This window comes from Gellertiella hungarica, assembly GCF_014197145.1.
Lineage (GTDB): Bacteria > Pseudomonadota > Alphaproteobacteria > Rhizobiales > Rhizobiaceae > Gellertiella > Gellertiella hungarica.
In genome coordinates this window covers 20,234-44,366 of the sequence record NZ_JACIEZ010000007.1, presented here as the reverse complement: position 1 = coordinate 44,366, position 24,133 = coordinate 20,234, and the positions used below count along the sequence as shown (strand labels likewise).

22 protein-coding genes and 1 riboswitch are annotated in these 24,133 nt (G+C 66.8%); of the genes, 13 read left to right on the top strand and 9 right to left on the bottom strand.

The features are described 5' to 3' along the window. The first annotated feature begins 33 nt into the window (after window positions 1–33). Window positions 34–594 (top strand): TetR/AcrR family transcriptional regulator, encoded by a 561-nt coding sequence (locus GGR23_RS15975; protein WP_183367313.1) that lies wholly within the window; start codon window positions 34–36, stop codon window positions 592–594. A 112-nt stretch (window positions 595–706) separates the two neighbouring features. Continuing rightward, the gene (locus tag GGR23_RS15970; protein ID WP_183367312.1) at window positions 707–2,404 is read left to right on the top strand and encodes an O-linked N-acetylglucosamine transferase, SPINDLY family protein; all 1,698 of its coding nucleotides are present in this window, start codon (window positions 707–709) and stop codon (window positions 2,402–2,404) included. A 55-nt stretch (window positions 2,405–2,459) separates the two neighbouring features. Here GGR23_RS15970 and GGR23_RS15965 read toward each other — a convergent pair whose 3' ends face one another. Next, window positions 2,460–3,896, bottom strand: a complete 1,437-nt coding sequence (locus tag GGR23_RS15965) for a CYTH and CHAD domain-containing protein (RefSeq protein WP_183367311.1) — start codon at window positions 3,894–3,896, stop codon at window positions 2,460–2,462. 115 nt (window positions 3,897–4,011) lie between these two features. Next, window positions 4,012–4,123, top strand: a riboswitch (TPP riboswitch). A 102-nt stretch (window positions 4,124–4,225) separates the two neighbouring features. Between GGR23_RS15965 and thiC the strand changes: the two genes are divergently transcribed. From thiC to GGR23_RS15910, 11 genes are all read left to right on the top strand, one after another. Continuing rightward, window positions 4,226–6,061 (top strand): phosphomethylpyrimidine synthase ThiC, encoded by a 1,836-nt coding sequence (gene thiC, locus GGR23_RS15960; protein ID WP_183367310.1) that lies wholly within the window; start codon window positions 4,226–4,228, stop codon window positions 6,059–6,061. A 3-nt stretch (window positions 6,062–6,064) separates the two neighbouring features. After that, the gene (thiO, locus tag GGR23_RS15955; protein ID WP_183367309.1) at window positions 6,065–7,042 is read left to right on the top strand and encodes a glycine oxidase ThiO; all 978 of its coding nucleotides are present in this window, start codon (window positions 6,065–6,067) and stop codon (window positions 7,040–7,042) included. Continuing rightward, window positions 7,039–7,236 carry a sulfur carrier protein ThiS gene (gene thiS, locus GGR23_RS15950; protein WP_183367308.1) on the top strand — a complete coding sequence of 66 codons (198 nt, stop codon included), beginning with the start codon at window positions 7,039–7,041 and terminating at the stop codon, window positions 7,234–7,236. Before thiO ends, thiS begins: the two co-directional genes overlap by 4 nt. Window positions 7,237–7,240: 4 nt before the next feature. Continuing rightward, window positions 7,241–8,014: a thiazole synthase gene (locus GGR23_RS15945; RefSeq protein ID WP_183367307.1), complete on the top strand. Its 774-nt coding sequence runs from the start codon at window positions 7,241–7,243 to the stop codon at window positions 8,012–8,014. Then, complete coding sequence (locus GGR23_RS15940) at window positions 8,011–8,616, top strand: thiamine phosphate synthase (protein ID WP_183367306.1); 606 nt, start codon at window positions 8,011–8,013, stop codon at window positions 8,614–8,616. The genes GGR23_RS15945 and GGR23_RS15940 overlap by 4 nt, the downstream gene beginning before the upstream one ends. Continuing rightward, window positions 8,607–9,371, top strand: coding sequence for a hydroxymethylpyrimidine/phosphomethylpyrimidine kinase (locus tag GGR23_RS15935; RefSeq protein ID WP_183367305.1), 765 nt, complete (start codon window positions 8,607–8,609; stop codon window positions 9,369–9,371). Before GGR23_RS15940 ends, GGR23_RS15935 begins: the two co-directional genes overlap by 10 nt. 71 nt (window positions 9,372–9,442) lie before the next feature. Next, window positions 9,443–9,691: a type II toxin-antitoxin system VapB family antitoxin gene (locus GGR23_RS15930; protein WP_183367304.1), complete on the top strand. Its 249-nt coding sequence runs from the start codon at window positions 9,443–9,445 to the stop codon at window positions 9,689–9,691. Then, complete coding sequence (locus GGR23_RS15925; RefSeq protein WP_183367303.1) at window positions 9,688–10,101, top strand: PIN domain-containing protein; 414 nt, start codon at window positions 9,688–9,690, stop codon at window positions 10,099–10,101. The genes GGR23_RS15930 and GGR23_RS15925 overlap by 4 nt, the downstream gene beginning before the upstream one ends. Before the next feature lie 92 nt (window positions 10,102–10,193). Further along, the gene (locus GGR23_RS15920; protein ID WP_183367302.1) at window positions 10,194–12,797 is read left to right on the top strand and encodes an AMP-binding protein; all 2,604 of its coding nucleotides are present in this window, start codon (window positions 10,194–10,196) and stop codon (window positions 12,795–12,797) included. A gap of 105 nt (window positions 12,798–12,902) precedes the next feature. Further along, a complete protein-coding gene (locus GGR23_RS15915; RefSeq protein WP_183367301.1) occupies window positions 12,903–13,712 on the top strand; it encodes a DUF1206 domain-containing protein in 810 nt (269 codons plus the stop codon). Window positions 13,713–13,831: 119 nt separating this feature from the next. Next, on the top strand, window positions 13,832–15,226 hold the full coding sequence (locus GGR23_RS15910) for an amidohydrolase (protein ID WP_183367300.1): 1,395 nt from the start codon (window positions 13,832–13,834) through the stop codon (window positions 15,224–15,226). A gap of 36 nt (window positions 15,227–15,262) precedes the next feature. Here the strand turns inward: GGR23_RS15910 and GGR23_RS15905 are convergent, their stop codons facing one another. From GGR23_RS15905 to GGR23_RS15870, 8 genes are all read right to left on the bottom strand, one after another. Continuing rightward, window positions 15,263–16,258: a methyltransferase family protein gene (locus tag GGR23_RS15905; RefSeq protein ID WP_183367299.1), complete on the bottom strand. Its 996-nt coding sequence runs from the start codon at window positions 16,256–16,258 to the stop codon at window positions 15,263–15,265. A gap of 99 nt (window positions 16,259–16,357) precedes the next feature. Next, the gene (locus tag GGR23_RS15900; protein WP_183367298.1) at window positions 16,358–17,080 is read right to left on the bottom strand and encodes an alpha/beta fold hydrolase; all 723 of its coding nucleotides are present in this window, start codon (window positions 17,078–17,080) and stop codon (window positions 16,358–16,360) included. Between the two features lie 68 nt (window positions 17,081–17,148). Continuing rightward, complete coding sequence (locus GGR23_RS15895) at window positions 17,149–17,748, bottom strand: TetR/AcrR family transcriptional regulator (RefSeq protein ID WP_183367297.1); 600 nt, start codon at window positions 17,746–17,748, stop codon at window positions 17,149–17,151. Window positions 17,749–17,892: 144 nt separating this feature from the next. Next, entirely contained in the window at window positions 17,893–18,729 is an 837-nt protein-coding gene (locus GGR23_RS15890) for an ABC transporter ATP-binding protein (RefSeq protein ID WP_183367296.1), read from the bottom strand. A gap of 5 nt (window positions 18,730–18,734) precedes the next feature. Then, a complete protein-coding gene (locus tag GGR23_RS15885; RefSeq protein ID WP_183367295.1) occupies window positions 18,735–20,519 on the bottom strand; it encodes a dipeptide/oligopeptide/nickel ABC transporter permease/ATP-binding protein in 1,785 nt (594 codons plus the stop codon). After that, the gene (locus tag GGR23_RS15880; protein WP_183367294.1) at window positions 20,516–21,457 is read right to left on the bottom strand and encodes an ABC transporter permease; all 942 of its coding nucleotides are present in this window, start codon (window positions 21,455–21,457) and stop codon (window positions 20,516–20,518) included. Before GGR23_RS15880 ends, GGR23_RS15885 begins: the two co-directional genes overlap by 4 nt. 22 nt (window positions 21,458–21,479) lie before the next feature. Then, window positions 21,480–22,973 (bottom strand): ABC transporter substrate-binding protein, encoded by a 1,494-nt coding sequence (locus GGR23_RS15875; protein WP_183367293.1) that lies wholly within the window; start codon window positions 22,971–22,973, stop codon window positions 21,480–21,482. Window positions 22,974–23,060: 87 nt separating this feature from the next. After that, entirely contained in the window at window positions 23,061–24,023 is a 963-nt protein-coding gene (locus tag GGR23_RS15870; protein WP_183367292.1) for an aldo/keto reductase, read from the bottom strand. Between the last annotated feature and the right edge of the window lie 110 nt (window positions 24,024–24,133).

Here is a 24,133-nt window from a genome sequence, read left to right as displayed (position 1 = left end):
GCAATATAAACGAACGTATGTTTATTTATTGGCATGGCAAGACGCAAGAGCATTTCCGATGAGCAGGTTCTGGACGACCTCCTGGCGCTGGCGGCCGAAACCGGACCCGACGGCCTGACCTTCGCCCGGGCAGGGGAGGCCTGCGGCCTTTCCCCGGCAACCCTCGTCCAGCGCTACGGCAATCGCGAAGCGCTGGTGGAAGCCGTGCTGCTCAGGGCATGGGACCGGCTGGACGCACTGACGGCCGATGCCGACGCCGCCGTGCCCCTTACCCCGGCAGGGGCGGTCGAGCTTCTGATGCGCCTTACCCCGGACGAACAGGCCGAGGCGCACATGACCGACGGACTGCTTCTCCTGCGCGAAGACATCCGCAACCCGAAGCTGCGCGCCCGCGGCGCGGCGTGGGGCAGGACCCTGGCGCACGCCCTCGGCCGGCGCCTGTCGGAAGATCCGGAACTGGCGGAAAGGCGCGGCTGGCAGATGGCTTCTCTCTGGCAGGGCGCACATGTCTGGTGGGCCTTCCGCCGGGAAGCGCCTGCCGCCGACGCCATCCGGCTCATGCTCGAAGACTGGCTGGCGGACCTGAAACGGTAAGGGCCGACAAGCACCGATCGGGATGCGCCCGCCCCCTCGCACCGCCGTCACAAGACACGGGCAAGCTTTGCCAGCTTAGGTGTGGCAACGTGTGACTATGTGGAGCGGAAGAATGCGCAGCGTGCTGGCCGAGGCGGAGGCAAACTACAAGGAAGGCAACCACATCCGCGTCATGCAGCTTCTGCAGCCCCTGCGGCAGGCCGGCGAAACGCTGGAGCCGGCATCCCTGATCCGGCTGGCGGTGAGCCTGACGAAGCTGCAGCAGTTCAAGGGCGCGCTCGAGATTTTCCTCAGCCTGGACGAACCGGACGTGTCCCGCCGCCTCGTCTTTCTCAAGATGGCGCTCAACATTGCCAACAAGCTGGACGATTCCGCGCAGGTGGTTTCGATCGCCCGCAGCGTTCTCGCGCTGGAACCGACCTGCAAGGACGCCCGCGTCTTCTACCGTCACCACATCAGGCGCACCTTCGACTACGCGGAGATCCGGAAGTCGGATCGCGAGACCCTCGAGGCCATCCAGCGCGACGACGCCCTGGCCATCGAATGCGAACTCCTCCACGATCACATCATGTGGTGCGGGGACGAGCGCATCAATTTCAAGATCAGGGGCCAGAAAGGCCTCTTCTACGACGACACCTCGCGCCGTCTTCGTCGCAATCTTCCCCATTCCACCGGGGACAGGATCAGGGTCGGCTATTTCTCCAGCGATCTTTCGGAAAACCATGCGACGCTCTGCCTGCTGAACCGCGCCTTCGACCTGCACGACCCCGCACGCTTCGACATCAGGATCTACGATCTGTCGCCCGAAGAATATGTGGACCTGTCGCAGGGGTTCCGCCGCCGCCACGGGAACAGGATTCACCGGATTGCCGATCTGGCAACGGATCACGCGCTGGAAATCGTGCGGTCGCACCGGCTGGACATTGCCATCGACCTGAAGGGCCATACGGACAACCAGCGCGGCGAACTGTTCAACCGGGGGCTGGCGCCCGTGCAGGCGGCCTATCTCGGCTTTCCCGGTTCCGGCGTGGGCATCGACTGCGACTACATCATCGCCGACAGGCATGTGTGCCCGCCGGGCAGCGAGGCCTGTTTCGAGGAGAAGTTCTGCTGGTTGCCGGAATCCTACCAGGTGAACGACAACCACTACCGGCCGGTGGTTCAACCGCTGACCAAGCGGGATCTGGGCCTGCCGGAAGACAGGATCGTCTTCATGTCGGCGAACAACCCGAAGAAGATTTCCTTCGAGACGCTGGGCCTCTGGCTGCGGGTCCTCGACGCCGTGCCCGGCAGCCTGCTCTGGATGGTCAGCTATCCCGAGGTGGCGACGCAGAGCATCCGCGCCTTTTTCCTGGAAAACGGGGTTGAGCCGGAGCGGCTCGTCTTTGTCCCGGCCATTCCGGTTGCCCAGCACCTGGCGCGTCTCGGCGCGGGCGATCTCGGCCTCGATTCGTTTCCCTGCAACGGTCACACGACCACCTCGGACAAGCTGTGGGCCGGGCTGCCCGTCGTGACGCGCCGGGGCAGGAACTTCTCCTCCCGCGTTTCCGAAAGCCTGCTGAACGCCGTGCATCTGGGCGAGCTCGTGGCCGAGGACGATGATGCCTTCGTGGCCCTTTGCGCATCGCTCGCCGCCGACCCGGAAAGACTGCGGGCACTGAAGAGCCACCTGATCACCGGTCGTCACAGCCTCCCGCTGTTCAACACCGAGCGCACGGTCCGGCATCTGGAAGATGCCTTTGCAACCATGGTGGAGCGCTCGAAGAGCGGCATGGCTCCCGAGCATTTCGCGGTTCCGCCACGCGCCTGACCGGCGGTCGGGGCAGAGCTGCCGGGGCAGCCGCCCCGGGAGAGCCGTCGCGATGCTATTTCCAGAAGGGCTTGGCGGCCAGAACCGCCTCGAGCGCGGCCTCGGCGCGCCTGAGAAGCCGCGCCCTTTCCTCACCGGCCTTTCCGGCCCGCTGCGGATCGGCATCAGGCACGGCAAGCGGCTCGAGCGTCGCGTGATCGTTGAGCACGCCGAGATGGTCCTGCAGCGCTTCCATGGCGAGGGCAAAGCGCCGATAGCGACGCTCGGCACGGGCCGACCGGAAGGCCGGCTGAAAGAATTCCGCCACATAGCGCAGACGCTTCGCCGCCTTTCGCACCTCGTGACGCTCCGCGTCGCTGAGATCGCAGAAGGATCGGGACCGCTTTCTGAGCCTGCGCCGCAGCCGCGCAAGGGCGCGGGGCGCAAAATCCCGGAGCGGCTCGTCCGCCCGCGGATCGGCGCCAGTGCCGAGAAACCGGCCGCACTGAAGCCACGCATTGAAATCGAGCATCAGGTCCAGCGCCCGCATCGAGGCGAGCGCGGCGCCGGCGGCGGCATGGGCGCTCAGCCTCGCCTCCTCGCTGGCCGCTCCCGCGGCAAGCCGATCCGGGCGGGTGCTCAGGACGTCCAGATTGCGCGCCTGCGCGAGGCTTCCGGCCAGCCAGCGGAATTCCTCGGCGAAGCGCCCGGCATCGGCCGTGGCGAGGAAGGGACAGCACACCGATATCAGCGACCGCAACCGTCGCAAGGCAACCCGCATCTGATGGAGGGCTTCCGGTGCGGCAAGCTGAAGGTAGATGTCCTCGTTTTCGCGGAAATGGGCCACGCAGGACAGGGCCAGCCCGCGAAAGGCGGCCGCGGCGGCGATATCCGGATCGGGCTGCCACGCCTCCGGCTTGCGGTGGCTGAGCAGCCGGTCGCGCAGCAGGAAGCCCTTCTCGGCCTTTGATGTCACGCCGATCCGGAAGGGGGCAATGGCGAGAAGCCGGCGGGCGAGGGCAAAGAGGACATGCTCCTCGCCGGATTTCAGCTCGAGCTCGAGTTCTGCAAGGGGCAGATGTCTGTCTCCGGCGATGATCTCGCCCTGGTCAAGCGCCACCTCGATCCTGCCCTCCGGTGCCTCGACGTACCAGAGCTGCCGCTCGACCAACACGGTGAAAAGCGGCCCGAGCCGGAGAGCGGAAGGATCGACGCCAAGCAGGCCGGCGATGTCGCCCTTGTCCGGATGCTCGCTTTCCACCGGACGCTCCCATTCTGATCGCATCAGCAGGGACGGGCTTTCGCCCGGGCCCTTGATCGTCTGCACGAGGCCATCGGGCGTCTTCCGGATCCGCAGGGAGAAGCCGGAGCGGGAAAGGAGGAGGTCGGGCGTGTCATGATAGGTCGATACCTGCCGCACGGTTCGCTGGGCAGGCCCGAGAAGGGGCGCCTCCACGATCCGGGCCACCGCATCGGGCGTCAGCTCGAGTTTCAGTTCGATTTCGGATGCCATGCCGCTTCTCCGGTGGAGCCCTGTTGGAAAGGGATCATAGCGGCCTTTCCGGTGCAAGGGGATGACATCGGTTACCGCCCGCTTGACCGGCCCGCCCGAAGCATGAAAGGATGGCGTCATTCACCAGGGGTGTCCCGGCAAGGGGCTGAGATTCTGCTAGAGCGCGCAGTGACCCGTTGAACCTGATCCAGTTCATACTGGCGTAGGGACGGTGTCACGACGGGCAGCAGGCCGATCAGAAGATCCCTATGGGGATTGTCGCCTGTCCCGTTTCAGCCCCCCAATTCGCACCATGACTGGGTCTCCAAACCGCAACTTGGAGCCTCACGATGACCATTGCCCAGAAAAACCCGAAGCCTTCCGTAACCAGCGGTCCGTTGCCCGCCTCCACCAAGATCCACGTGGCCGGCGAGATCCATCCCGACATCCGCGTTCCCCTGCGGGAGATCGCGCTGCACCCGACGGCGGGCGAGCCGCCGCTGCGCGTCTATGACGCATCCGGGCCCTATACGGACCCCGCCCACGAGGTCGCGATCGAGAAGGGGTTGCCCCGCATCCGCGCCGCCTGGATTGAAGCCCGTGGCGATACGGAAAGCTATGAGGGGCGGGCGATTCGGCCCGAGGACAACGGCCATGCGGGGGAGAAGGGGGCGGTGCCCGATTTTCCGGTCCGGCATCCGCCGCTCCGCGCAAGGCACGGCCGTGCCGTGACGCAGCTTGCCTATGCGCGGGCCGGCATCGTCACGCCGGAAATGGAGTTCATCGCGATCCGCGAAAATCTCGGCCGCAGGGCGGCAAAGGCCGCCCTTCTCCGCGACGGCGAGAGCTTCGGCGCCGCAATCCCCGATCATGTCACGCCGGAATTCGTCCGCGATGAAGTGGCGCGCGGCCGGGCGGTCATCCCCTCCAACATCAACCATCCCGAAGCCGAACCGATGATCATCGGGCGGAACTTCCTGGTGAAGATCAATGCCAATATCGGCAATTCGGCAGTGACCTCCTCCATGGCGGAGGAGGTGGAGAAGATGGTCTGGGCCACGCGCTGGGGCGCCGATACGGTGATGGACCTCTCGACCGGGCGCAACATCCATAATATTCGCGAATGGATCATCCGCAATTCGCCCGTGCCGATCGGCACCGTGCCGCTCTATCAGGCGCTGGAGAAGGTCAACGGCATTGCCGAGGACCTTACCTGGGAGATCTATCGCGACACGCTGATCGAGCAGGCGGAGCAGGGTGTGGATTACTTCACCATCCATGCGGGCGTTCGGCTTGCCTATATCCCGCTCACCGTCGACCGGGTCACGGGCATCGTCTCGCGCGGCGGCTCGATCATGGCCAAGTGGTGCCTGCACCACCACCGGGAGAGCTTCCTCTACGAGCATTTCGAGGAGATCTGCGACATCTGCCGCACCTATGACGTTTCCTTCTCGCTGGGAGACGGCCTGCGGCCCGGCTCGATTGCCGACGCCAACGATGCCGCACAGTTTGCCGAGCTGGAAACGCTGGGCGAACTGACGCGGATCGCCTGGGCAAAGGATTGCCAGGTGATCATCGAAGGTCCCGGCCATGTGCCCATGCACAAGATCCGCGAGAACATGGAAAAGCAGCTTGCCGTCTGCGGCGAGGCGCCCTTCTACACGCTGGGGCCGCTCACCACCGATATCGCGCCCGGTTACGATCACATCACCTCGGGCATCGGGGCGGCGATGATCGGCTGGTACGGCACGGCCATGCTCTGCTACGTGACGCCCAAGGAACATCTCGGCCTTCCCGACCGCAACGATGTGAAGACGGGCGTGATCACCTACAAGATCGCGGCCCATGCGGCGGATCTCGCCAAGGGCCATCCGGCCGCCCGACTCCGGGACGACGCGCTGTCGCGCGCCCGCTTCGAATTCCGCTGGGAGGACCAGTTCAACCTCTCGCTCGATCCCGATACGGCTCGCGCCTTCCATGACGAGACGCTGCCGAAGGAGGCGCACAAGGTCGCGCATTTCTGCTCCATGTGCGGCCCGAAATTCTGCTCCATGCGCATTTCCCATGATCTGCGCGCCGAGGCGCAGAAGGAAGGCATGGAGGCCATGACGGCGAAGTTCCGCGATGGCGGCGATCTCTACATGCCGGTTGCCCGCGCCACTGGCGCGGCAGCGGCGGGAGAGTGAGCCATGCGCATCCTGATCAGGGGGGCCGGCGTCGTCGGCCTTGCGCTGGCCCATGAGCTTGCGGGTGCGGGCCATGCGGTGGCGGTCGCCGATCCGGCAGGAGAGGCGGGGGGCGGCGCTTCCCGCCATGCGGGCGGCATGCTGGCACCCTGGTGCGAGGGCGAAACGGCCCCTGCCGAGGTGGTATCGCTCGGCCAGGAGGCGATCGGCTGGTGGGAAAGCGCGCTGCCCGGCCATGTGACCCGCAGGGGCACGCTGGTCGTGGCGCCGGCCCGCGACGGGGCGGAGCTTCGCCGCTTCGCCGCCCGCACAGAAGGCCACAGCCTTCTTGACGGGGCGGGTATCGCCGCACTGGAGCCCGATCTTGCCGGCCGCTTTTCGGGAGGACTCTTCTTCGCGGGAGAGGCCCATCTCGATCCGCGTGCAGCACTCGCGGCCCTTGCGGAAAAGCTCGCGGGCGCAGGTGTCCCACTGGTGTTCGGGGCGGAGGCCAGCGCCCTTGCCGGCCCTTCGGGAGGCAAGGGCTTCGATGCGGTCGTCGATTGCACCGGCGCTTCTGCAATCGGTACGCAGACGACCCTTCGCCCGGTTCGCGGCGAGATGCTGGTGCTCGAAACCCGCGACATCGCGCTGTTGCGGCCGGTCCGGCTCCTGCATCCGCGCATTCCGCTCTATGTCGTGCCGCGGGGGAACGGCCGCTTCATGGTGGGGGCCACCATGATCGAAAGCGGCGATGACGGACCCATCAGCGCCCGTTCGGCCATGGAACTGCTGAATGCGGCCTATGCGCTGCACCCGGCCTTCGGCGAGGCGCGCGTCCTCGAAACGGGAACGGGGCTTCGCCCCGCCTATGCCGACAACATGCCGCGCCTCTTGCGCGACGGCGACACCTTCAGCCTCAACGGCTTCTACCGCCACGGCTTCCTGCTCGCGCCCGCCATGGCGCGCCGGGCAGCGCGCGAGATCGGAGACAGGACATGACCTTCATCATCAATGGCGAAACCCACGAACGGCAGGAAGAAACCCTCGCCACCCTTCTCTCCGCCCTCGACTATGAGGGCGAATGGCTGGCCACCGCCGTCAATGGCGAGATCGTCCACCGGGAAGAGCGGGCGAAATACCGGCTGTCGGACGGCGACCGGATCGAGATCCTCACCCCCATGCAGGGAGGCTGACCCCATGCTGAAACTCTACGACACGGATATCGAAAGCCGCCTGCTTCTCGGCACCGCGCGCTATCCCTCGCCAGAAATCCTCCGGCAGGCGGTCCTGGCTTCGCGGACCGGTATCGTCACCGTCTCGCTCCGGCGGGAAATGGCCGGCGGCAGGACGGGCGGCGCCTTTTTCTCCATGATCCGCGATCTCGGCGTGCGGGTGCTGCCCAACACCGCCGGATGCCACACCGCGCGGGAAGCGGTGCTGACGGCGCACATGGCGCGGGAGGTCTTTGCGACCGACTGGATCAAGCTGGAGGTGATCGGCCATCACGACACGCTGCAGCCCGATGTCTTCGAGCTGGTGGAGGCGGCCCGCATCCTCTGCGCCGAGGGTTTCCGGGTCTTTCCCTACACGACGGAGGACCTGGGCGTGGGCGAACGCCTGCTGGAGGCGGGGTGCCAGGTGCTGATGCCCTGGTGCGCGCCCATCGGCTCGGCCATGGGGCCGGTGAACATCGGTGCGCTCCGCAGCTATCGTGCCCATTTCCCCGAGGTGCCGCTGATCGTCGATGCGGGCATCGGTCGCCCGTCCCATGCGGCGGCGGTGATGGAGCTCGGTTTCGATGCGGTGCTTCTGAATACGGCAGTTGCCGGCGCGGGCGACCCCGTTGCCATGGCCGTGGCCTTTGCAGGTGCGGTGGAGGCGGGGCGAGCCGCCTGCCTCGCGGGCCCCCTCGAGCCGCGCGACATGGCCGTTCCCTCCACGCCGGTCATCGGAAAGGCGGTGTTCTCGTGAAACTCGATCCCTTCTACCTCATCGTCGACAGCGCGGACTGGATCGAAAGGCTGGTGCCGCTCGGGGTCCGGCTGGTGCAGCTGCGGATGAAGGACGGCACGGAAGCCCGCTACCGCGCGGAAATCCGCCGGGCCAAATCCCTCTGCGCCCTTCATGGCTGCCAGCTCATCGTCAACGACTACTGGCGGCTTGCCATCGAGGAAGGCTGCGATTTCATCCATCTCGGGCAGGAGGATCTCGAAGGCGCCGACCTCCCAGCCATCCGGCGGGCGGGGTTGAGGCTCGGCGTCTCCACCCATGACGATGCGGAACTGGATCGGGCGCTGGCCGCCAGCCCCGATTATGTGGCGCTCGGCCCGGTCTGGCCGACGATCCTCAAGACAATGCCCTGGGCGCCGCAGACGCCGGAGAAGATCCCCCTCTGGAAGGGCCGGACCGGCACCCTGCCGCTTGTCGCCATCGGCGGTCTCACGCCCGAAAGGGCGAGGGTCGTTCTGGAAAAGGGTGCAGACAGCGCCGCTGTCGTCACCGACATCACCGGCAACGCGGACCCCGAGGCCCGCACGCGCGAATGGCTGGAGGCGACCGCTCCATGGCGATGAGCCCTGCTCCGCAGGTTCTCGTTGTCGCGGGCTCGGATTCTTCCGGCGGGGCGGGCATCGCCCGCGATGTGGAGACGCTTTGCCGCTTCGGGCTGCGGGCCGCGCTTGCCGTGACGGCGGTAACGGCGCAGACCTCCCGGCGCGTGGTGGCGGTGGAGCCGATGCCGCCGGCGCTGGTGGAAAGTCAGATGCGCGCAGCCCTTTCGGCGGGCTGCGTCCGTACCGTCAAGCTCGGCATGCTCGGGCTGACCGAGACCGCCGACGCGGTGCGGGCGGTCCTTGAGGATCATCCCCGGACGCCCGTGGTGATCGACCCGGTGCTCGCCTCCACTTCCGGCCGTCGCCTTTTGGAAGGGGATGCGGCGGCTGTCTACCGACGGCTGTTTCCGCTCGCCGCGCTGGTGACGCCGAACGTGCCGGAGCTTGGCCTGCTCGCCGGCGGGCCTCCCGCCGGGGACGAGAGGGGGGCGATCGGGCAGGCGAAAGTGCTACTGGCGCAGGGCGCCCGGGCCGTCCTCGTCAAGGGCGGGCATGCCTCGGGTGCCGATGCGGCCGATCTTCTGGTTACCCCCGAAGGCGTGCAACGCTTTGTCCTGCCGCGGCTTGCCGTCACCCTGCGGGGAACCGGATGCGCCCTTGCCTCGGGGATCGCCGCCCAGCTGGCGCTGGGGCGCGCGCTGCCGGAGGCCATTGCGCTTGCCAAGGAATGGCTGCACGACCTGATGGCGCGGGAGGGAAGCCCCGACGGAGGCTGATGGCAAGCCATCATCTGCCATCTTGATGGCAAGCCCGGATAAGCCTATATTGCGGGCGAAGGAGATCGCCCATGGCCGCACCGCAGCTATCCGTCCGCAGTTCCAAGGCCCGCGACATGGCCCATCGGCTGGCGCGCCGGGAGAACCGCTCGATCGCGGACGTGGTCGAGCGTGCGCTCGAATATTACGAGGCCCGCGAGGCCGGGCGCGAGCCCGCCTCCCGCTTCTACGCGCGGCTGACCGTCGAGGCGGGCACCGATCTCGACCTCGAAGCGGTGATCCGCGAAAACCGCCGCCCGCACATGGGCGTCGACCTGTGATCTTCCTCGATACGAATGTCATCTCGGAAACGCTGCGCAAGACGCCCGAGGACGCCGTGATCCGCTGGCTGGTTCGCTTCGACGCGGAACTTGCGCTTTCGACGGTGGCGATCGCCGAAATCGCCTACGGGATCCAGAAGGTGCGGCCGGACCAGAGGGCAGACCGGCTGGAGCAGGGGCTTCGCGAATGGCGTCACCGCTTTGCCGACCGCATCTTTGCCTTCACGGAAGAAGCGGCGCTCGCCTATGGCGAGATCATGGGCGAGGCCGTGCGCAGGGGACGCCCGATGTCCGCGCCGGACGGCATGATTGCCGCCATTGCCCGCGTGAACGGGGGGCGGCTTGCGACCCGCAACCTGAAGGACTTCGAAACGGCCGGGCTCGACCTCATCTCCCCCTGGGAATTCTAGAGATGCGGGTGCCGTGCGACACTCTGGCCGGCGCATAAACTTGACTCATACTTTCATGTATTCTACAGCCGCCCGGCGATGAGGGGTCGGGCGTGCAAGAGCATTGGGTGAAATTCTGGGACGATCTGGGCAAGCGGGGCGATGCGCCCGCGCTCGTCTTCGATGGCGGCCATGTCTTAAGCTACGCCGATCTCGATCGCATGGCGGAAAGGCTGCGGCAGCAGATCGATCCCGCATGGCGGCTGGTTGCAGTGGAAATGGCGCATTCGGCGCATGCGGTTGCGGCGCTGATCGCCTGCCTGCGGGCCCGTGTTCCTGCCATTCTCCTGCCGGCAGATACGGACGGTGAACTGCGGGCCATCCGCCAGCGCTTCAGGCCGGACGCCGTCTTTCGCCGCACGGGCGAGCGCTGGCGCTTCCGCGAGGAGCGGGAGCGCAGCCATCTGACCGTTCATCCGGATCTGGCCCTCGTCCTGGTCACCTCGGGCAGCACGGGGGAGGGCAAGGCGGTGCGCATTTCCCGCGCCGCCCTTGGCGCCAATGCAGGGCAGATTGCAGCGGGACTGAAGCTCGATGCCGGAGACCGGGCGCTGCTGACCCTTCCGCTTCACTATGCCTACGGACTTTCCGTCCTCACCTCCCACCTTCTGGTCGGGGCGAGCGTCTACCTGCCGGGCCGGGCCATTCTCGAGGAAGGCTTTGCAGAGGCCGTCGCGCTTGCCGGACCGACAAACCTGCCCGGCGTGCCCTTCACCTTCGAGCTTTACGAGCGGATCGGCCTGATGGCCCACCCGCCGCAGGGTCTCCGCTTTGCCACCGTCGCCGGCGGCCGGATGGATCCGCAAGGCATCGCGGCATGGTCGCGGGCGATGGCGGGCCGGAACGGCCGCTTCTACGTCATGTACGGGGCGAGCGAGGCAACGGCCCGCATGAGCCTGCTCGACGCGACGCACAATCCGGGCTGCGAGACCACGATCGGCCTGCCCGTCGAAGGCGGCCGGTTCGAGATCGTCGACGAAACCGGCGCGCCCGTTCCCGACGGCACGGAAGGCGAAATCTGCTATTGCGGCCCCAACATCATGATGGGGTATGCCGCGACCCGGAAGGACCTTTGCGACGGCCCGCAGCTCCACCGCCTGATGACCGGCGACATCGGCCTCCGGCGGCCGGACGGCCTCTACCAGATCACCGGACGAAAGAGTCGCTTCTCGAAGATTGCCGGCATCCGCATCGGGCACGATGCCCTCGAGGCAGCCATGGAATCCTGCAGGCTGCCCTGCGCGGTGACCGGCGACGACAAGGCATTGACGGCCTATCACGAGCAGGGCAACAGCGAGGCCTATCTCCACGCACTTGCGGACTTCACGCGGCTCGGGCGCACGCGCCTCAGGGTCTGCCGGGTCGAGCGCCTGCCCCGCCTTCCGAACGGCAAGATCGATTATCGCCGTCTGCGCGAGGTCTCCGCCCCCGTAAACCAGCGGGCGGATATCGAGACGCTCTTCGCCGACTGCTTCTTTCCGCACCGTGTCCGGCCCGCCGACAGTTTTGCCAGCCTTGCCGGCGATTCCCTCAAGCATGTGGAACTGTCGCTCGGGCTGGAGAAATGCCTGAAGCACATTCCGCCCGGCTGGGAGACCATGACGGTCGAACGGCTTTCCCGGCTGGCGGCCGGGCCGGTGGCGGGGCGGCCCGTCCTCGGTGCCGAACTGGTCATCCGCGCCCTGGCCATCGTGATGGTGGTCGTGCAACATGCAACGCTCTGGCCGGTGCCGGGCGGCGCAGCCGCCATGACCCTGCTGCTCGGCTATGCCATGGCCCGTTTTCAGCTGCCGGCACTGGCGGGAGGAGACTACCGCACCTTCTTCCGCCCGCTGGTCCGCATCCTCGTTCCCTATTATCTCATCCTGGCCGGCCACGCGGTCTGGTGGGGCGAGATTCCCTGGGCCTCCGTCTTCCTGGTGGGCAATGCCGGTCTGGCCGATCCGGTGAGGCACACGATGCTGCCCTACCTCTACTGGTTCGTGGAAGCCTTCGTTCAGCTGCTGCTGCTCGTGGCCGGGCTCTTTGCCATTCCCTCCATCCGCAGGCTGGGCGCATCCGACCCTTTCCGGCTGGGGATCTGGTTCCTGCTGGCGGCAATCGCGCTCCGGTTCCTGTCTCCCCTGATCTGGGACATCGGCAACCGAAAGCTCTTCACGCTGCCATGGATCCTCCCGCTGGCCGCCTTCGGCTGGTGCGCCGCCCATGCAGCATCGAGTGCCGCACGCCGCGCCCTGCTTCTGCTCCTTGCGCTGGCCGCGATGCCGGTCTTTGCGCTTCAGGGAGGCAACTGGACAGGGTCCTGGGTCAAGTATGGCTTTCAGCTGGGGGTGATCGCCCTCTTGCTCCACATGCCGCTCGTGCCGGTCTTTGCCTGGCTGAAACGACCGGTGCTCATTGTCGCCCATGCGAGCTTCCACATCTATCTCGTGCACCGCTTCGTGCCCGAAATCCTGATGCTCCCCTTCGAGAAACAGCTGCCGGAACCGGTCTTCGTTCTTCTGGCGGTGAGCGGCGGCGTGGCCCTCGGCATCGCGACCTCCAGGCTCCAGTCCGGGCTCGTCAGCCTGGCCCGCAGGAGCAAAATGCCTTGGCGCGCCCTCCGGGAGAGGCCGGCCGGGCTGCTTCCGGCCCTTGAGGCCGGCGGACCCCGCTAGTTCCCGCTTCAGCCGGACCGATCGCTCCCCAGCCCCTGCCTGCAGGAACCGCTGCCCGCCTTTTCCGTTTAAGCGGATAACGAGCAGCAAGGCGGGAGCGCGGAGATGACATCGAAGTTCGAATGGTTGGCAAGGGCGGGCTATGCCGCCCGCGGGGTTGTTTTTCTTCTGATATCGGGACTGGCGCTTTTCTCCAGCTTCGGAGGCGGGCGCCCGGATACCAGGAATGCTCTCGATTCCCTGCTTCAGCAGCCTTTCGGACGTATCTGGCTGGGACTGATCGGTCTGGGACTGGCGGGTTTCGTCGCCTGGCGGCTCGCCCAGTCTCTGGCGGATGCCGACAATCACGGCCCGGGATGGAAGAGCGTCGCGATCCGGGCTGCCCTTTTCGGCAGTGCCGCCACCTATGCGGGGCTGGCGGTTTACGCCTTTGCCCATGCGCTCGCCAATGACAGCGGCGGCGGGGGCAACGGGGAAGAAAGCATGGCCGCCTGGGCCATGAGCCAGCCTTTCGGACGGTTTCTCGCGGCCGCCATCGGCCTCGGCTTCGTCATCGGTGGCTGCGTCACCGCCTACAAGGGCTTCAGCCAGCGTTTCCGGCGCTATCTCAAGCTGCCCGGCGACCGGAACGGACCGCTTGCGCTCCTCAGCATCTATGGTCTTGCGGCACGGGGCGTTCTCTTCGCGATCGTCGGCATCTTCTTCACCTATGCGGCCTTCAGCCTCGACCCGCAGCAGGCGGGAAGCACGGCCGATGCGCTGGAATGGATCCGGCAACTGCCCTTCGGCGCCTTCCTCTATCTGGTGGTGGCCGCCGGTCTTGCCGCCTTCGGCCTCTACAATTTCGTCGAGGCGCGCTACCGGATCGTCGATGCACCGACGCTCGAGAAGGCCCGCCATTCGCTTCCGGTCTGACCATGCCTTTGCAGCCTGCCTCCCCGCGTGAGGCGGGAGAGGCGATTGCAGGACCGATTTCCCGATTGCTTTAAGTCTACGTACGTGGAATATAAATCGAGATCCACGGAACGAGACCGATGCCAGCCTTCCCGCCCAGCACAGATGCCGAACAATCCCCCGCGCCCGATACGATACTCTACGGTGGAACGATCCACTGCCTCGATGCCGGTCTCCGGCAGGTTTCCGCTCTTGCGATAGGCAGTGGCACGATCACCGCGCTCGGCACGGACGAGGAGATTCTCGCCCTTGCCGGTCCGGGCTCCCGGCGGATCGACCTTTCCGGCCAATGCGTGCTGCCGGGCATCAACGACAGCCATCTCCACGGGGTCTGGCTCGGCGCGCGCTGGCCGGCGCTGATGCTCGAAAGCCCCGGCGAAGACTGGCACGGCCGCCTGCTGAGCGGCCCGGAGGATCGCAGGCGCGCCATCCTTGCCTGTTTCCGGCTTCTGGCCTCGCTCGGGATCACCAGCTACACCGAACCGGGGATCGGACCGGGGGAAGATGCGGGGGAAACGGGCTGCTTCGGCTCCGACGTGCTTGCCGCCTACGCGGCCCTTGCCGGTACGCCCGCCCAGACGGCGCGGGTGACGCTTCTGTCGCTCCACGGGCTGCTCGATGGCGCGAGTACCCTTCCCGCCTTCGAGGCCGGGCTTTCGCTTCCAAAACCGGCGGCCGATCCGCGCTGGCTGTCGATCCCCGGCGTCAAGATCTTCGCCGACGGCATTCCGCCGCTGCGTACCGCCTGGGTGGAGAAACCCTATCTCGACGGAAGCGTCGGCACGCTCTTTACCGGGGAGGGGGATCTTTCGGAGCGGGCCGCGACCTATGAACGGATGATCCGCCTCGGCCATGCCGCGGGAGAGCAGGTGGCGGTCCATGCCACCGGCGACCGCACCGTCGAAATGCTGCTTTCGACCGTCGAGGCGCTCGGCGGGGCGGGCAGGCTCCGCCATTACGCGATCCACGGCGATCTCGTCACGCCGGAGCAGCTTGCCCGGATGGCCAAGGCGGGGGTCGGTCTCACCGTCCAGCCGGTCATTGCCGCCATGACCGGTGAGTGGATGGCAGGGGCGCTGCGCCCCGAGCAGATCGCCCGCGCCTTTCCCATCGATCGGATCTTCGGCACGACAGGCCTGCGCGCCACGCTTTCCTCCGATGCCCCCGTCGCCACGCCCGACTGGCGGAGGATCGTTGCCACCGCCGCCGGCCAGCTTGACGGGCGGGGCCTCCCCGTCGGCCGGGCGGAACTCTCGGCCCTTCTCCGGATGATGACCGCGATCCCCGCCGAACAGGATGGCGCCGAAGCCTGGAAGGGCACGCTGGAGGTGGCCAAGGTGGCGGATCTCTGCGTGCTCTCGCAAGACCCGCTGGAGGCCGGATGGCAGCGGCTTCCCGAGATCGCCGTCGAGCGGACCATGGTCGACGGCCGTTTCGTCTATGACAGGACTGCCGCCACCGGCGAAGCCCCGTAAGGGTGGGCGCCTCCCGAAGGAGGCGCGCCACGGGCATCAGACGGCTTCCGCCAGCAGCACGCGCGGGCTTCCCGGCAGGTTCACCATCTCGAGCGGGCGCCAGCCCGCCTCCTCGAGCCAGGCGCGGACCTCGCTTTCCGGATAGACCACAGTGCCGTCGATCACCAGATATTCGCCCGCATGGAGCGCATCGATCGCCCGCTGTTGCGGCGCGTCGTCCAGGAAGAAGTCCAGAAGGGCAAGCCGGGCGCCCTTGCCCGCAGCGTTTCGGGCATGGCGGATGATCGCCCGGTTTTCCGTGGCGTTGAACCGGTGCACCACATGGTTCAGGAAGACGAGGTCGAAGGGGCCGGGCACTTCGGCGCTCGGCGTTGCGGCCGGCACGATCTCGCTTCGGGACGAAAGCCCGGCCCGGTCGAGCTCCGCACCGAGGGACTCGATGAAATCCACCGCATAGGCAAAGGTGGTCTTAAGCGCCGGATTGGCCTCCATGGCGCCGATGGCGAAATAGGGAGCAAGGCCGCCGAGATCGAGCAGCCGGGTGCTTTTCGAGACATCGATGGCCTTCAGGAATTCCGCCGCATGCAGGCGGTTATAGGTCATGACGCCATCCAGGAAGGTCTTCCAGCGCGCCTCGGTCATCTGGAGATCGCCCGGCCTGTCGGTTTCGACGGTCTTCGGGAACTGCAGCCAGTGGGGATAGCTGATCTCTTCGAGGAAGACGAGGAAGGGCGACAGATCGAGCGCGGCCTTGCTGCCGGTGAGATAGGCTTCGGCCGCCGGGGTGAGCGCGTAGGCCCCGTTGCTGCGGGTGAGAAGGCCGAGCCCCGCCATGGCATCGGCCAGAATACGCGCCATGCGCGGGGAAAGCCCGGTTGCGGCGGCAAGCGCTTCGGTGGGGAGCGGCTTTTCCGCAAGGGCGGCGAAAAGGCCGCTCCGGCTGGCGGCAAAGAGCTGCTGCGCCGCCATGTAGCCGGTGGCGATCTCGACGATTCGGGAGGGATCGGCCTTGGTGGAGAGGGCGATAGTCATCGGTTCTTTCCTTTCAGGAGGACAGGTTGGCCCCTTCGTGCGGAAGGAAGGCCTTTCGCCCCCGCACGTCGGGAAGGGTGATCGGAGGGGCGGCGGGTCCTAGGGGCGCCGGTCGAGGAAGGCGAGCGCCTCGGTGCGGAAATCCTCATGATGCAGCGCAGCCATGTGATCGCCGGGCACGGTCCGGTGGCGGGCATCGCCAAGGCCTGCGGCAAGCAGGGGCGTTGCCTCGCACATCCGGTCCTCGCTTCCGGCAAGGAGGAGCACGGGCATGACCGGCTTTTCCTGCACGGGGTCGAAGGGCTCGCGCCCCAGCGCCTCCATGAGATCGAGCCGTGCGGAGACGCGCTCTGCCGCGCGGATGACGAAGCCGGCCAGCATCGCGGTCATCGGGTCGGCGGGTGGGGTGCCGTCGCGCACGAAGCGGCGCGCCGCCCCGTAATCGAGCCCGGCAAAGGGATCATGCGGACCGAGCCCGCCGAGCACCATGCGGCGCACCTTGTCCGGGTGGCGGGCGGCAAGGCTCCAGGCGAGCCGGCTGCCGAGCGAATAGGCGAGGATATCCGCCTTGCCGCCGGCGGCATCGATCTTCCGGGCAAGCGCCTCCACCAGGGCCGTAACGGTCGCGGCATCCGCGCCGACGGGGTCGGGAGCCGTGCCATGGGCCGGCAGATCGGCAAGGATGAGCCGCTGCCCGGCGCGGGCAAGCGGGCCCGCCCAGCTCTCCTCCGGCCAGTCATGGGCGGACGACGACAGGAACCCGTGCAGGAGAAGAAGGGGCACGGCTTCGCCGTTTGCCGTTCCGCTTTCGCGAAACGCCATCAATGAGGTCTCATCTGACAAGTTCAATCCTCCGCTCGTCAGCTATGGGGGTAGGGAAGGCCCGGGGGTCAGGTCACGACGCGGGCCACGTAATCATCGATCAGATGCCGGTAGCTGTCGATGAAGACGCCATCGCTATGCATGAGATGCACCACGTTCGCGCCGATCGTCAGCGACATGATCTCGAGCGCCAGCCGGGCGAAATCGCCGCTGGCGCGGGTCTTCGGACCGGCAGCGGCGGCGATATGCTCCTCCAGCACGCCGCGCCAGGTCTGGAAGAAGGCGCGGTAGAGCGCTGCGAGATCGGGATTGGACGTCGCATGGTCCCAGAGCACCAGCAGCACCCGGCCCGCATTGATGTCCTTCTCGTTGGAAGGCAGCACTTCGGCGATGATGTCGTGCAGCCGCTCGGCGGGCGTGCCGCCATCGGCCTTGCCCTTGTCGGCCAGACGCCGCTCCGGGTTCATCTCCTCCAGCACGCTTTCGAAGGTGGCGGCGATGATGCTGTCCTTGTTCGGGAAGAAGTGCTTGAGCGCGCCATTGGCGAAACCCGCCTCGGCGGCGAGGCTGCGCATGGTCGCCGCCTCGAAACCGCCCTCCAGGATCAAACGCTTGGCCACGGCAACGATGTCGCTGCGGCGCTTGTCATGGTCAACGATCTTGGGCATGTCCGGTCCTTGCTCTTTCCTTGAACGGACAAGCCATAATATAGCCGGCACCGGCTTTGCCACTGGCTTCTTGCCGAAACGCGCATATTGCGGCGGGCGTAGCGGAAGGGCAGGGGTCTGCATGGGCGTCCTCCTCGTTCATCGTCATGGCCGGGGCTTCTCCATCGCCCCTGTCTTCAGCGCCTGCCAGGCGGCCCGGCGCTCGGCCTGCGCGACCGGATCGGCCACGGGCGAAGCCAGCAGCAGGCGGCGGCTATAGGGATGGTCGGGGGTGCTCGTCACGCGCTCGCCATCGCCGAATTCGACGATCCGGCCGCGCTCCATCACCGCCACCCGGTGGCAGATCCGCCTGACCAGTCCGAGATCGTGGGAGATGAAGAGATAGGCAACGCCCGTCTGCCGCTGGAGATCGATGAGAAAGTCGACGACCGCCGCCTGGGTGGTCAGATCGAGTGCGCTCACCGGCTCGTCGCAGACAATCAGCCGCGGGCGGCGGATGATCGCGCGGGCAATCGCGATCCGCTGGCGCTGGCCGCCGGAAAAGGCATCGGGATACCGCTCCGCCGCCTCCGCCGGCAGCTGGACCTGCTCCAGCGCTTCGGCCACCCGCTCGCGCATGGCCGCACGGGAAAGGCCGGCATACCAGAGGGATTCGGAGAGGATCTCTCCCACCGTCATCAGCGGATTGAGCGAGCCGTAGGGGTTCTGGAAGACGACCTGGACATGATCCGCCATGGCGCGTCGTTCCCTCGGGGAAAGCCGCGTGATGTCGCGTCCGTCGAAGGCGATGCGGCCGGCGGTGACGGGGGCAAGCCCCAGAAGCGTCTTGCCCAGCGTCGACTTGCCCGAGCCGCTTTCGCCCACCAGCCCCACGCATTCGCCGGGGCGCACATCGAGCGCCACCTCATGCAGAACCTTGAGGGGGCCGTAGGAAACGTCGAGCCCTTCGACGGAGAGAAGCGGCGGCGTGATTTCCGGCATCATGTTCATCCTTGCACCGCCTCGCTTTCCGTCCGGCGCGCCATCCGGTCGAGCTCCCGGCGGGAGGTGTCGATATCGGCGGAGGCCTCGATCAGCGCGCGGGTATAGGGGTGGCGGGCATGGGCGAAGATCTCCGCAACGGGTCCGCGTTCGATCACATGGCCGCCGCGCATCACGATCACCCGGTCGCAGAGGTCGGCCACCACCCCGAAGTTGTGGGTGATCAGCACCAGCGCCATGCCGGTTTCGGCCCTGAGGTCGCGGAGAAGCTGCAGCACCTCGGCCTGAACCGTGACATCGAGCGCCGTCGTCGGTTCGTCGGCGAGAAGCACGGAGGGTTGTCCGAGGATCGCACCGGCGATCAGCACCCGCTGCGCCATGCCGCCCGAGATCTCGTGCGGATAGCTCCTCATCACCCGGTCGATGTCGCGGATGCCGACCTTGGCCAGCACGTCGCGCACCCGTGCCCGGGCTTCGCCGCGCCCGAGGCCGTGGACGACCATGAGCGGCTCGCAGAGCTGGTGGCCGATCCGGTAGGAGGGGTCGAGATTGGACATCGGTTCCTGCGGCACATAGCCGAAGGCGGAGCCGAGGAGCCGGGCGCGCTCCTTCTCCGGGAGAGCATGGATCGGCTTGCCGCGAAGGTAGATCCCGTCCGCCGTGGACGCGCCGTTCGCCGGGAGGAGATCGAGAAGGGAGTAGACAGTCTGCGACTTGCCGGAGCCGCTTTCGCCGACGATGCCCAGCACCTCGCCCGGCCGGACGGAAAAGGAGATGCCGTGCACCACCTCGGTCACCGTGCCGCCATTGCGGTAGCGGACGCGCAGATTGTCCACCCGGAGCGCGGTTTCCGCGCCGGCATCCATTTCCGGGGCGGGCGTTGCGGGGGCTGTCGCGCCATCTGCCACCGCCTCTGCCGCATCCGCCGGACGGGGCGAGCGGCTGCGCATGACATCGGCCAGCGTCGAGCCGAGAAGGGCCAGCGCGGCGATCGCCACGCCGAGCGCGAGCGACGGCCAGAACAGCAGCCAGGGATTGGTGAGCATGAAGCGGAAGCCATCCGCCATCATCGCGCCCCAGCTCGGCACATTGCTCTGGCCGATGCCGAGGAATTGCAGGCCGGCCTGAATGCCCATGGCAATGCCGGCGGCAAGCGCGGTCTGGATTGTGACGGCGGCGAGGATGCCGGGCGCCACATGGCGGCGCAGGATGACCCCATGGCCGAGCCCCGCCACCTGGGCCGCGGTGATGTAATCCTCGCGGCTGACGCTGCGGGCCGCCGCCCGCGCGACCCGGAAATAGCCGGGTGCCATGATGATGCCGACGGCCGCCATCAGCACCACGAAATGCGAGCGGCTGCCGGCGGCGACCACGAGCAGGATGATCATCGCGGGCACCGCCTGCATCACGTCGCTGATCCAGGAAAGGAAGGCATCCGTCCGGCCGCCGAAATAGCCGGCGGCCATGCCGGTCGGCACGCCTGCCAGAAGCGCGGTGACGACGGTGATGACCACGCCCGAAAGCGTGGTGCGGCTTCCCCAGATGAGGCGGCTCAGGATATCGCGCCCGGCGCTGTCGCTGCCGAGAAGATGTTCCGCATCCGGCGGCGCACCGGCATTCATGAGATCAAGGAAATTCGGGTCCTTGGGCGACAGATAGGGGGCGAGGACCGCGACCAGGGCGAGCGTTGCCAGCACCAGGAGGGCAGCAAGCCCGACAGGCCGGGCGACAAGCCGCCGCCAGACGGGTTTCGGCCTTCTGTAGACGGGCAGGGGAGCGGCTGACGTCATCGGATGCGCACCTTCGGATTGACCCAGCCGAGCACGATGTCGAGCAGGATATAGACGAGGACCAGGAAAAAGACCGTGGCGGCGGTAATGCCGAGCAGCATGGGAATGTCGCCCATCTGCGCGGAAGACTGGGTGAGCTGGCCGAGACCGGGCATGGAGAAGATCGCCTCCACCACCACCGCGCCGCTGAGGAGCCCGGTGAACATCACCGCAAGCACGGTGATGGCGGTCGGCGCCGCATTGCGCAGCACATGCATGCGGATGCGGCTTTTCGGCAGTCCGCGGCTCTTGAGCGTCCTGATATAGTCGAGGCGGCTGACCGTCATCACCTGGTTGCGCAGCTGCTCCGCCACCATGACGATGGCGCCGAGCGCCAGCGACACCGAGGGACGGGTGATCGAGCGCAGCCAGCCCGTCATCGAATCCGCCGGCGAGACATAGCCGATCGCAGGAAACCACTGCAGGCGCACGGCGAACCAGAGCACGAGGACGAGGCTGAGCCAGAAGCCGGGGAGGGCAAAGAGCACCACCGTCACGGCCTGGATCACCCGGTCGAAGACCCCGCCCGGGTTCAGCCCCGCCAGCACGCCGAACAGCGTGCCGAAAAGGGCAGCCAGCAGGAGCGCGAAGGTGACGATGGAAAGCGTTACCGGAACCCGCTGCAGGATCTGTTCGGAGACCGGCTGGAAGCTTCGCCAGGACAGGCCGAGATCCCCCCGCACCGCATGGCCCGCCCAATCGAGAAACTGCACGAGGACCGGCCGGTCGAGCCCGAGCTTCAGCGCAAGCGCGGCCTGCTGCTCGGGCGTTGCCGTGGAGCCGAGCAGCGCCGCCGTCGGATCGCTGATCGCGAGATGGGCGAGGAAGAAGGTTCCGGCGGTTGCGGCCACCAGAAGCACCAGCCCGGCGCCGATCCGTTTGAGCAGGAATAACAGCATGTCTTGGCCCTTCCGGGGTCGCTCAGCCGCGCTTGATGAAGCGCAGCGTCGGGAACATCATGCCGGGCACGCCTGTTACGCGGATGCCGGGCTGGGCGTGGTAGACATTGGCCGCCTGGTACCAGACCGACCACCAGGCCTCTTCCGTCAGCTTTGTGTTGAGCGCCTCGACGGCCTTGATCTGGTCGTCGCCGGTCAGCGTCTGCGCCTTCTCCACCAGGGCGGCAATCTCGGGGAACTTCGCGTATTCCGGCTCCAGATTGTACCATTGCGGCATGGTGACCTGCCGCGCGAGGTTGGCGATCGGGTCGCCGTCCATGGCGATGAAGGCGATGAACATCGGATATTTCGGCGCATTCACCTGATAGTCCGGCGTCTGCATGTTGTCCCACTGAACGCGGATGTTCAAAAGGCCGAGCGTCTGTTCCGTCACCGGCTGCCAGGGCTGGAAGAGCGGCGCCATGGGCATGGTGACGTCGAAGCCGTCGGCAAAGCCCGCCTCCGCCATCAGCGCCTTCGCCTTCTCGAAATCGTACGGGTAGCGGTTGTCGAGCGCGGCCACATGGCCGGGACGGCCGACCGCGAAGACCTGATTGGCCGGCTTGCCGGCCTCGTGGCTGACCGCCTTGAGGATCGCCGGCCCGTTGAAGGCATGGTTCAGCGCCTGGCGCACGCGCACATCCTTGAGCGGCGGCAGCCGCTTGCCTTCGTGGTCGAGGAACATCAGCCCCACCCAGCCGGCGGGCGATTGCGACACGTTCCAGCCGGCGGCTTCCGCCTGCTGGTTGTTGACCGGATCGCCATAGGAAACATTCACCTGTCCCGACAGCATGGCATTGTGCCGGGCGGTCGGATCGAGGATCGGGAAGACGGCAACCCTGTCATAGGGATAGGTGGCGGCGTCCCAGTGGCCGGGCACGCGGGTGAAATCATACTCCGCGCCCGGAAGGGCCTTTTCGAGCGTGTAGGGGCCGGAGCCGACGGGCGCGGCGGCCGCCGTTCCCTTGGCGATCACGTCGGGCGAGATCATGTAGCTGCGCCCGAGGCCCATGAGATAAAGCATGCTGTCGTCGCGGGCCGAAAGCGCAATCTCCACCGTGTCGTCATCCACCTTCCTGACGGATTTGACGTTGTGATAGGCCTCGGACGAGCGCGCACCGGCCTTCAGGTGTTCGAGATTGGCGACGGCCGCATCCGCATTGAAGGGGGTGCCGTCGCTGAAGCGGACGCCCTGCCTGAGGTTCATGGTCAGCGTCAGCCGGTCTTCTGAAAACTGCCAGTCGGTGGCGAGCGCCGGCAGGACCTTGCCCGTCTCGTCGATGATGACGAGCGGGTCGTAGACGGCGGAGAGATAGGGGCCGTCGAAACCGATATCGGCCAGCGCCGGGTCCCACGACGTGACATCGAGCAGGTTGCCGATCCGCAGATCGTCTTCGGCAGCCGCAGCCGCGCCTGCCAGACCCAACAGCAGGGCCGCAAACGCGCCCATCAGACGAGAGGCTTTTCGCGTTGTCATCATTCTCCACCCTTTCTCGGCCGGCTCCTCCACCGGCTTTTTAATTTCTACAAACGTTGAAGATAAAATGGACGTCCGTCAAGTCCCCTAGAATCCCCCATCCGGGGAAACATGGGCGTCGAGCCAGAGGGGCTCGCACAGCGCCCGGATTTCTGCCCCCCGTTCCGCGGCAAGCGCGGCGGCGGCAAGATTTTCCTCGAGCTGGCCGAGCCGCGAAGCGCCGAACAGCACGTTGGTCGTGGCGGGATTGGCGAGGCAGAAGGCGATGGCGACCTGCGCCGGCGTGGCGCCGAGACCGTCGGCAATCTGCTTCAGCCGGTCGGCAGCGCCTTCCATCTGCTCGCGGATCTTGCCGACATCGGCGCCGATCTTGCGGCGCGGCGGCCCCTTGTGGATCAGGAGACCGCCTTCCATGCAGTCGGAGGCCTGGAGCCCGAGGCGGCCGGAGGAGAAGAGCGCGCCATAGCCCTTGCCCTCCGCCACCGTGCGCCGGACGATGCCGTATTTCAGCTGCGCGAAGATGGGCGGCTGAATACCGCGGGCCGCGCAATGATCGAGCGTCGCCAGCGTGTCGCCGATCAGCCAGTTGTTGATGCCCCAGCAGCCGACGAGGCCGTCCTTGATCAGGAGATCGACCTCGTCCGCAATCCGGGCCATGTCCGGCCGCCCGAGATAATCCCCCGCAACCACCATGTCGAAGCGGTCGAGACCGGCGCGCTCGAGACTGGTTTCGATCTGGGCGCGGAAATCGAGGTCGGGATAGTTCCAGAGCCAGAGCTTGCCGCAGACCTGGAAATCGGTGCGGGCGAGGCCCGCCGCGCGGATCGCCTCGCCGAAGAGAATGTCTGTGCGCGAATGCTCCTGATGGGGCCCCATATTGTAATAGGCGACGTCGAAAAACGCCGCGCCCGCCTCCGCCGCGCGTTCGATCATCAAGACCGCCTCGCCCGGCTGCATGCGGTCCCAGGTGTTCCAGGATCCCAGCGAAAAGACGGGAACCTCCGGGCCGCCGGGGCCGATGGCGCGCTTGGCAAGCTTCTGATTATGCATGAAAATTTCTCCCTTTACCCGACTTCTTGCGGGGCTGACCGAAAGCCCATGGACTTTATTATCTACACTTGTATACTAAAAACACAACGGCAAGTTTCTGCCGAAGTCAG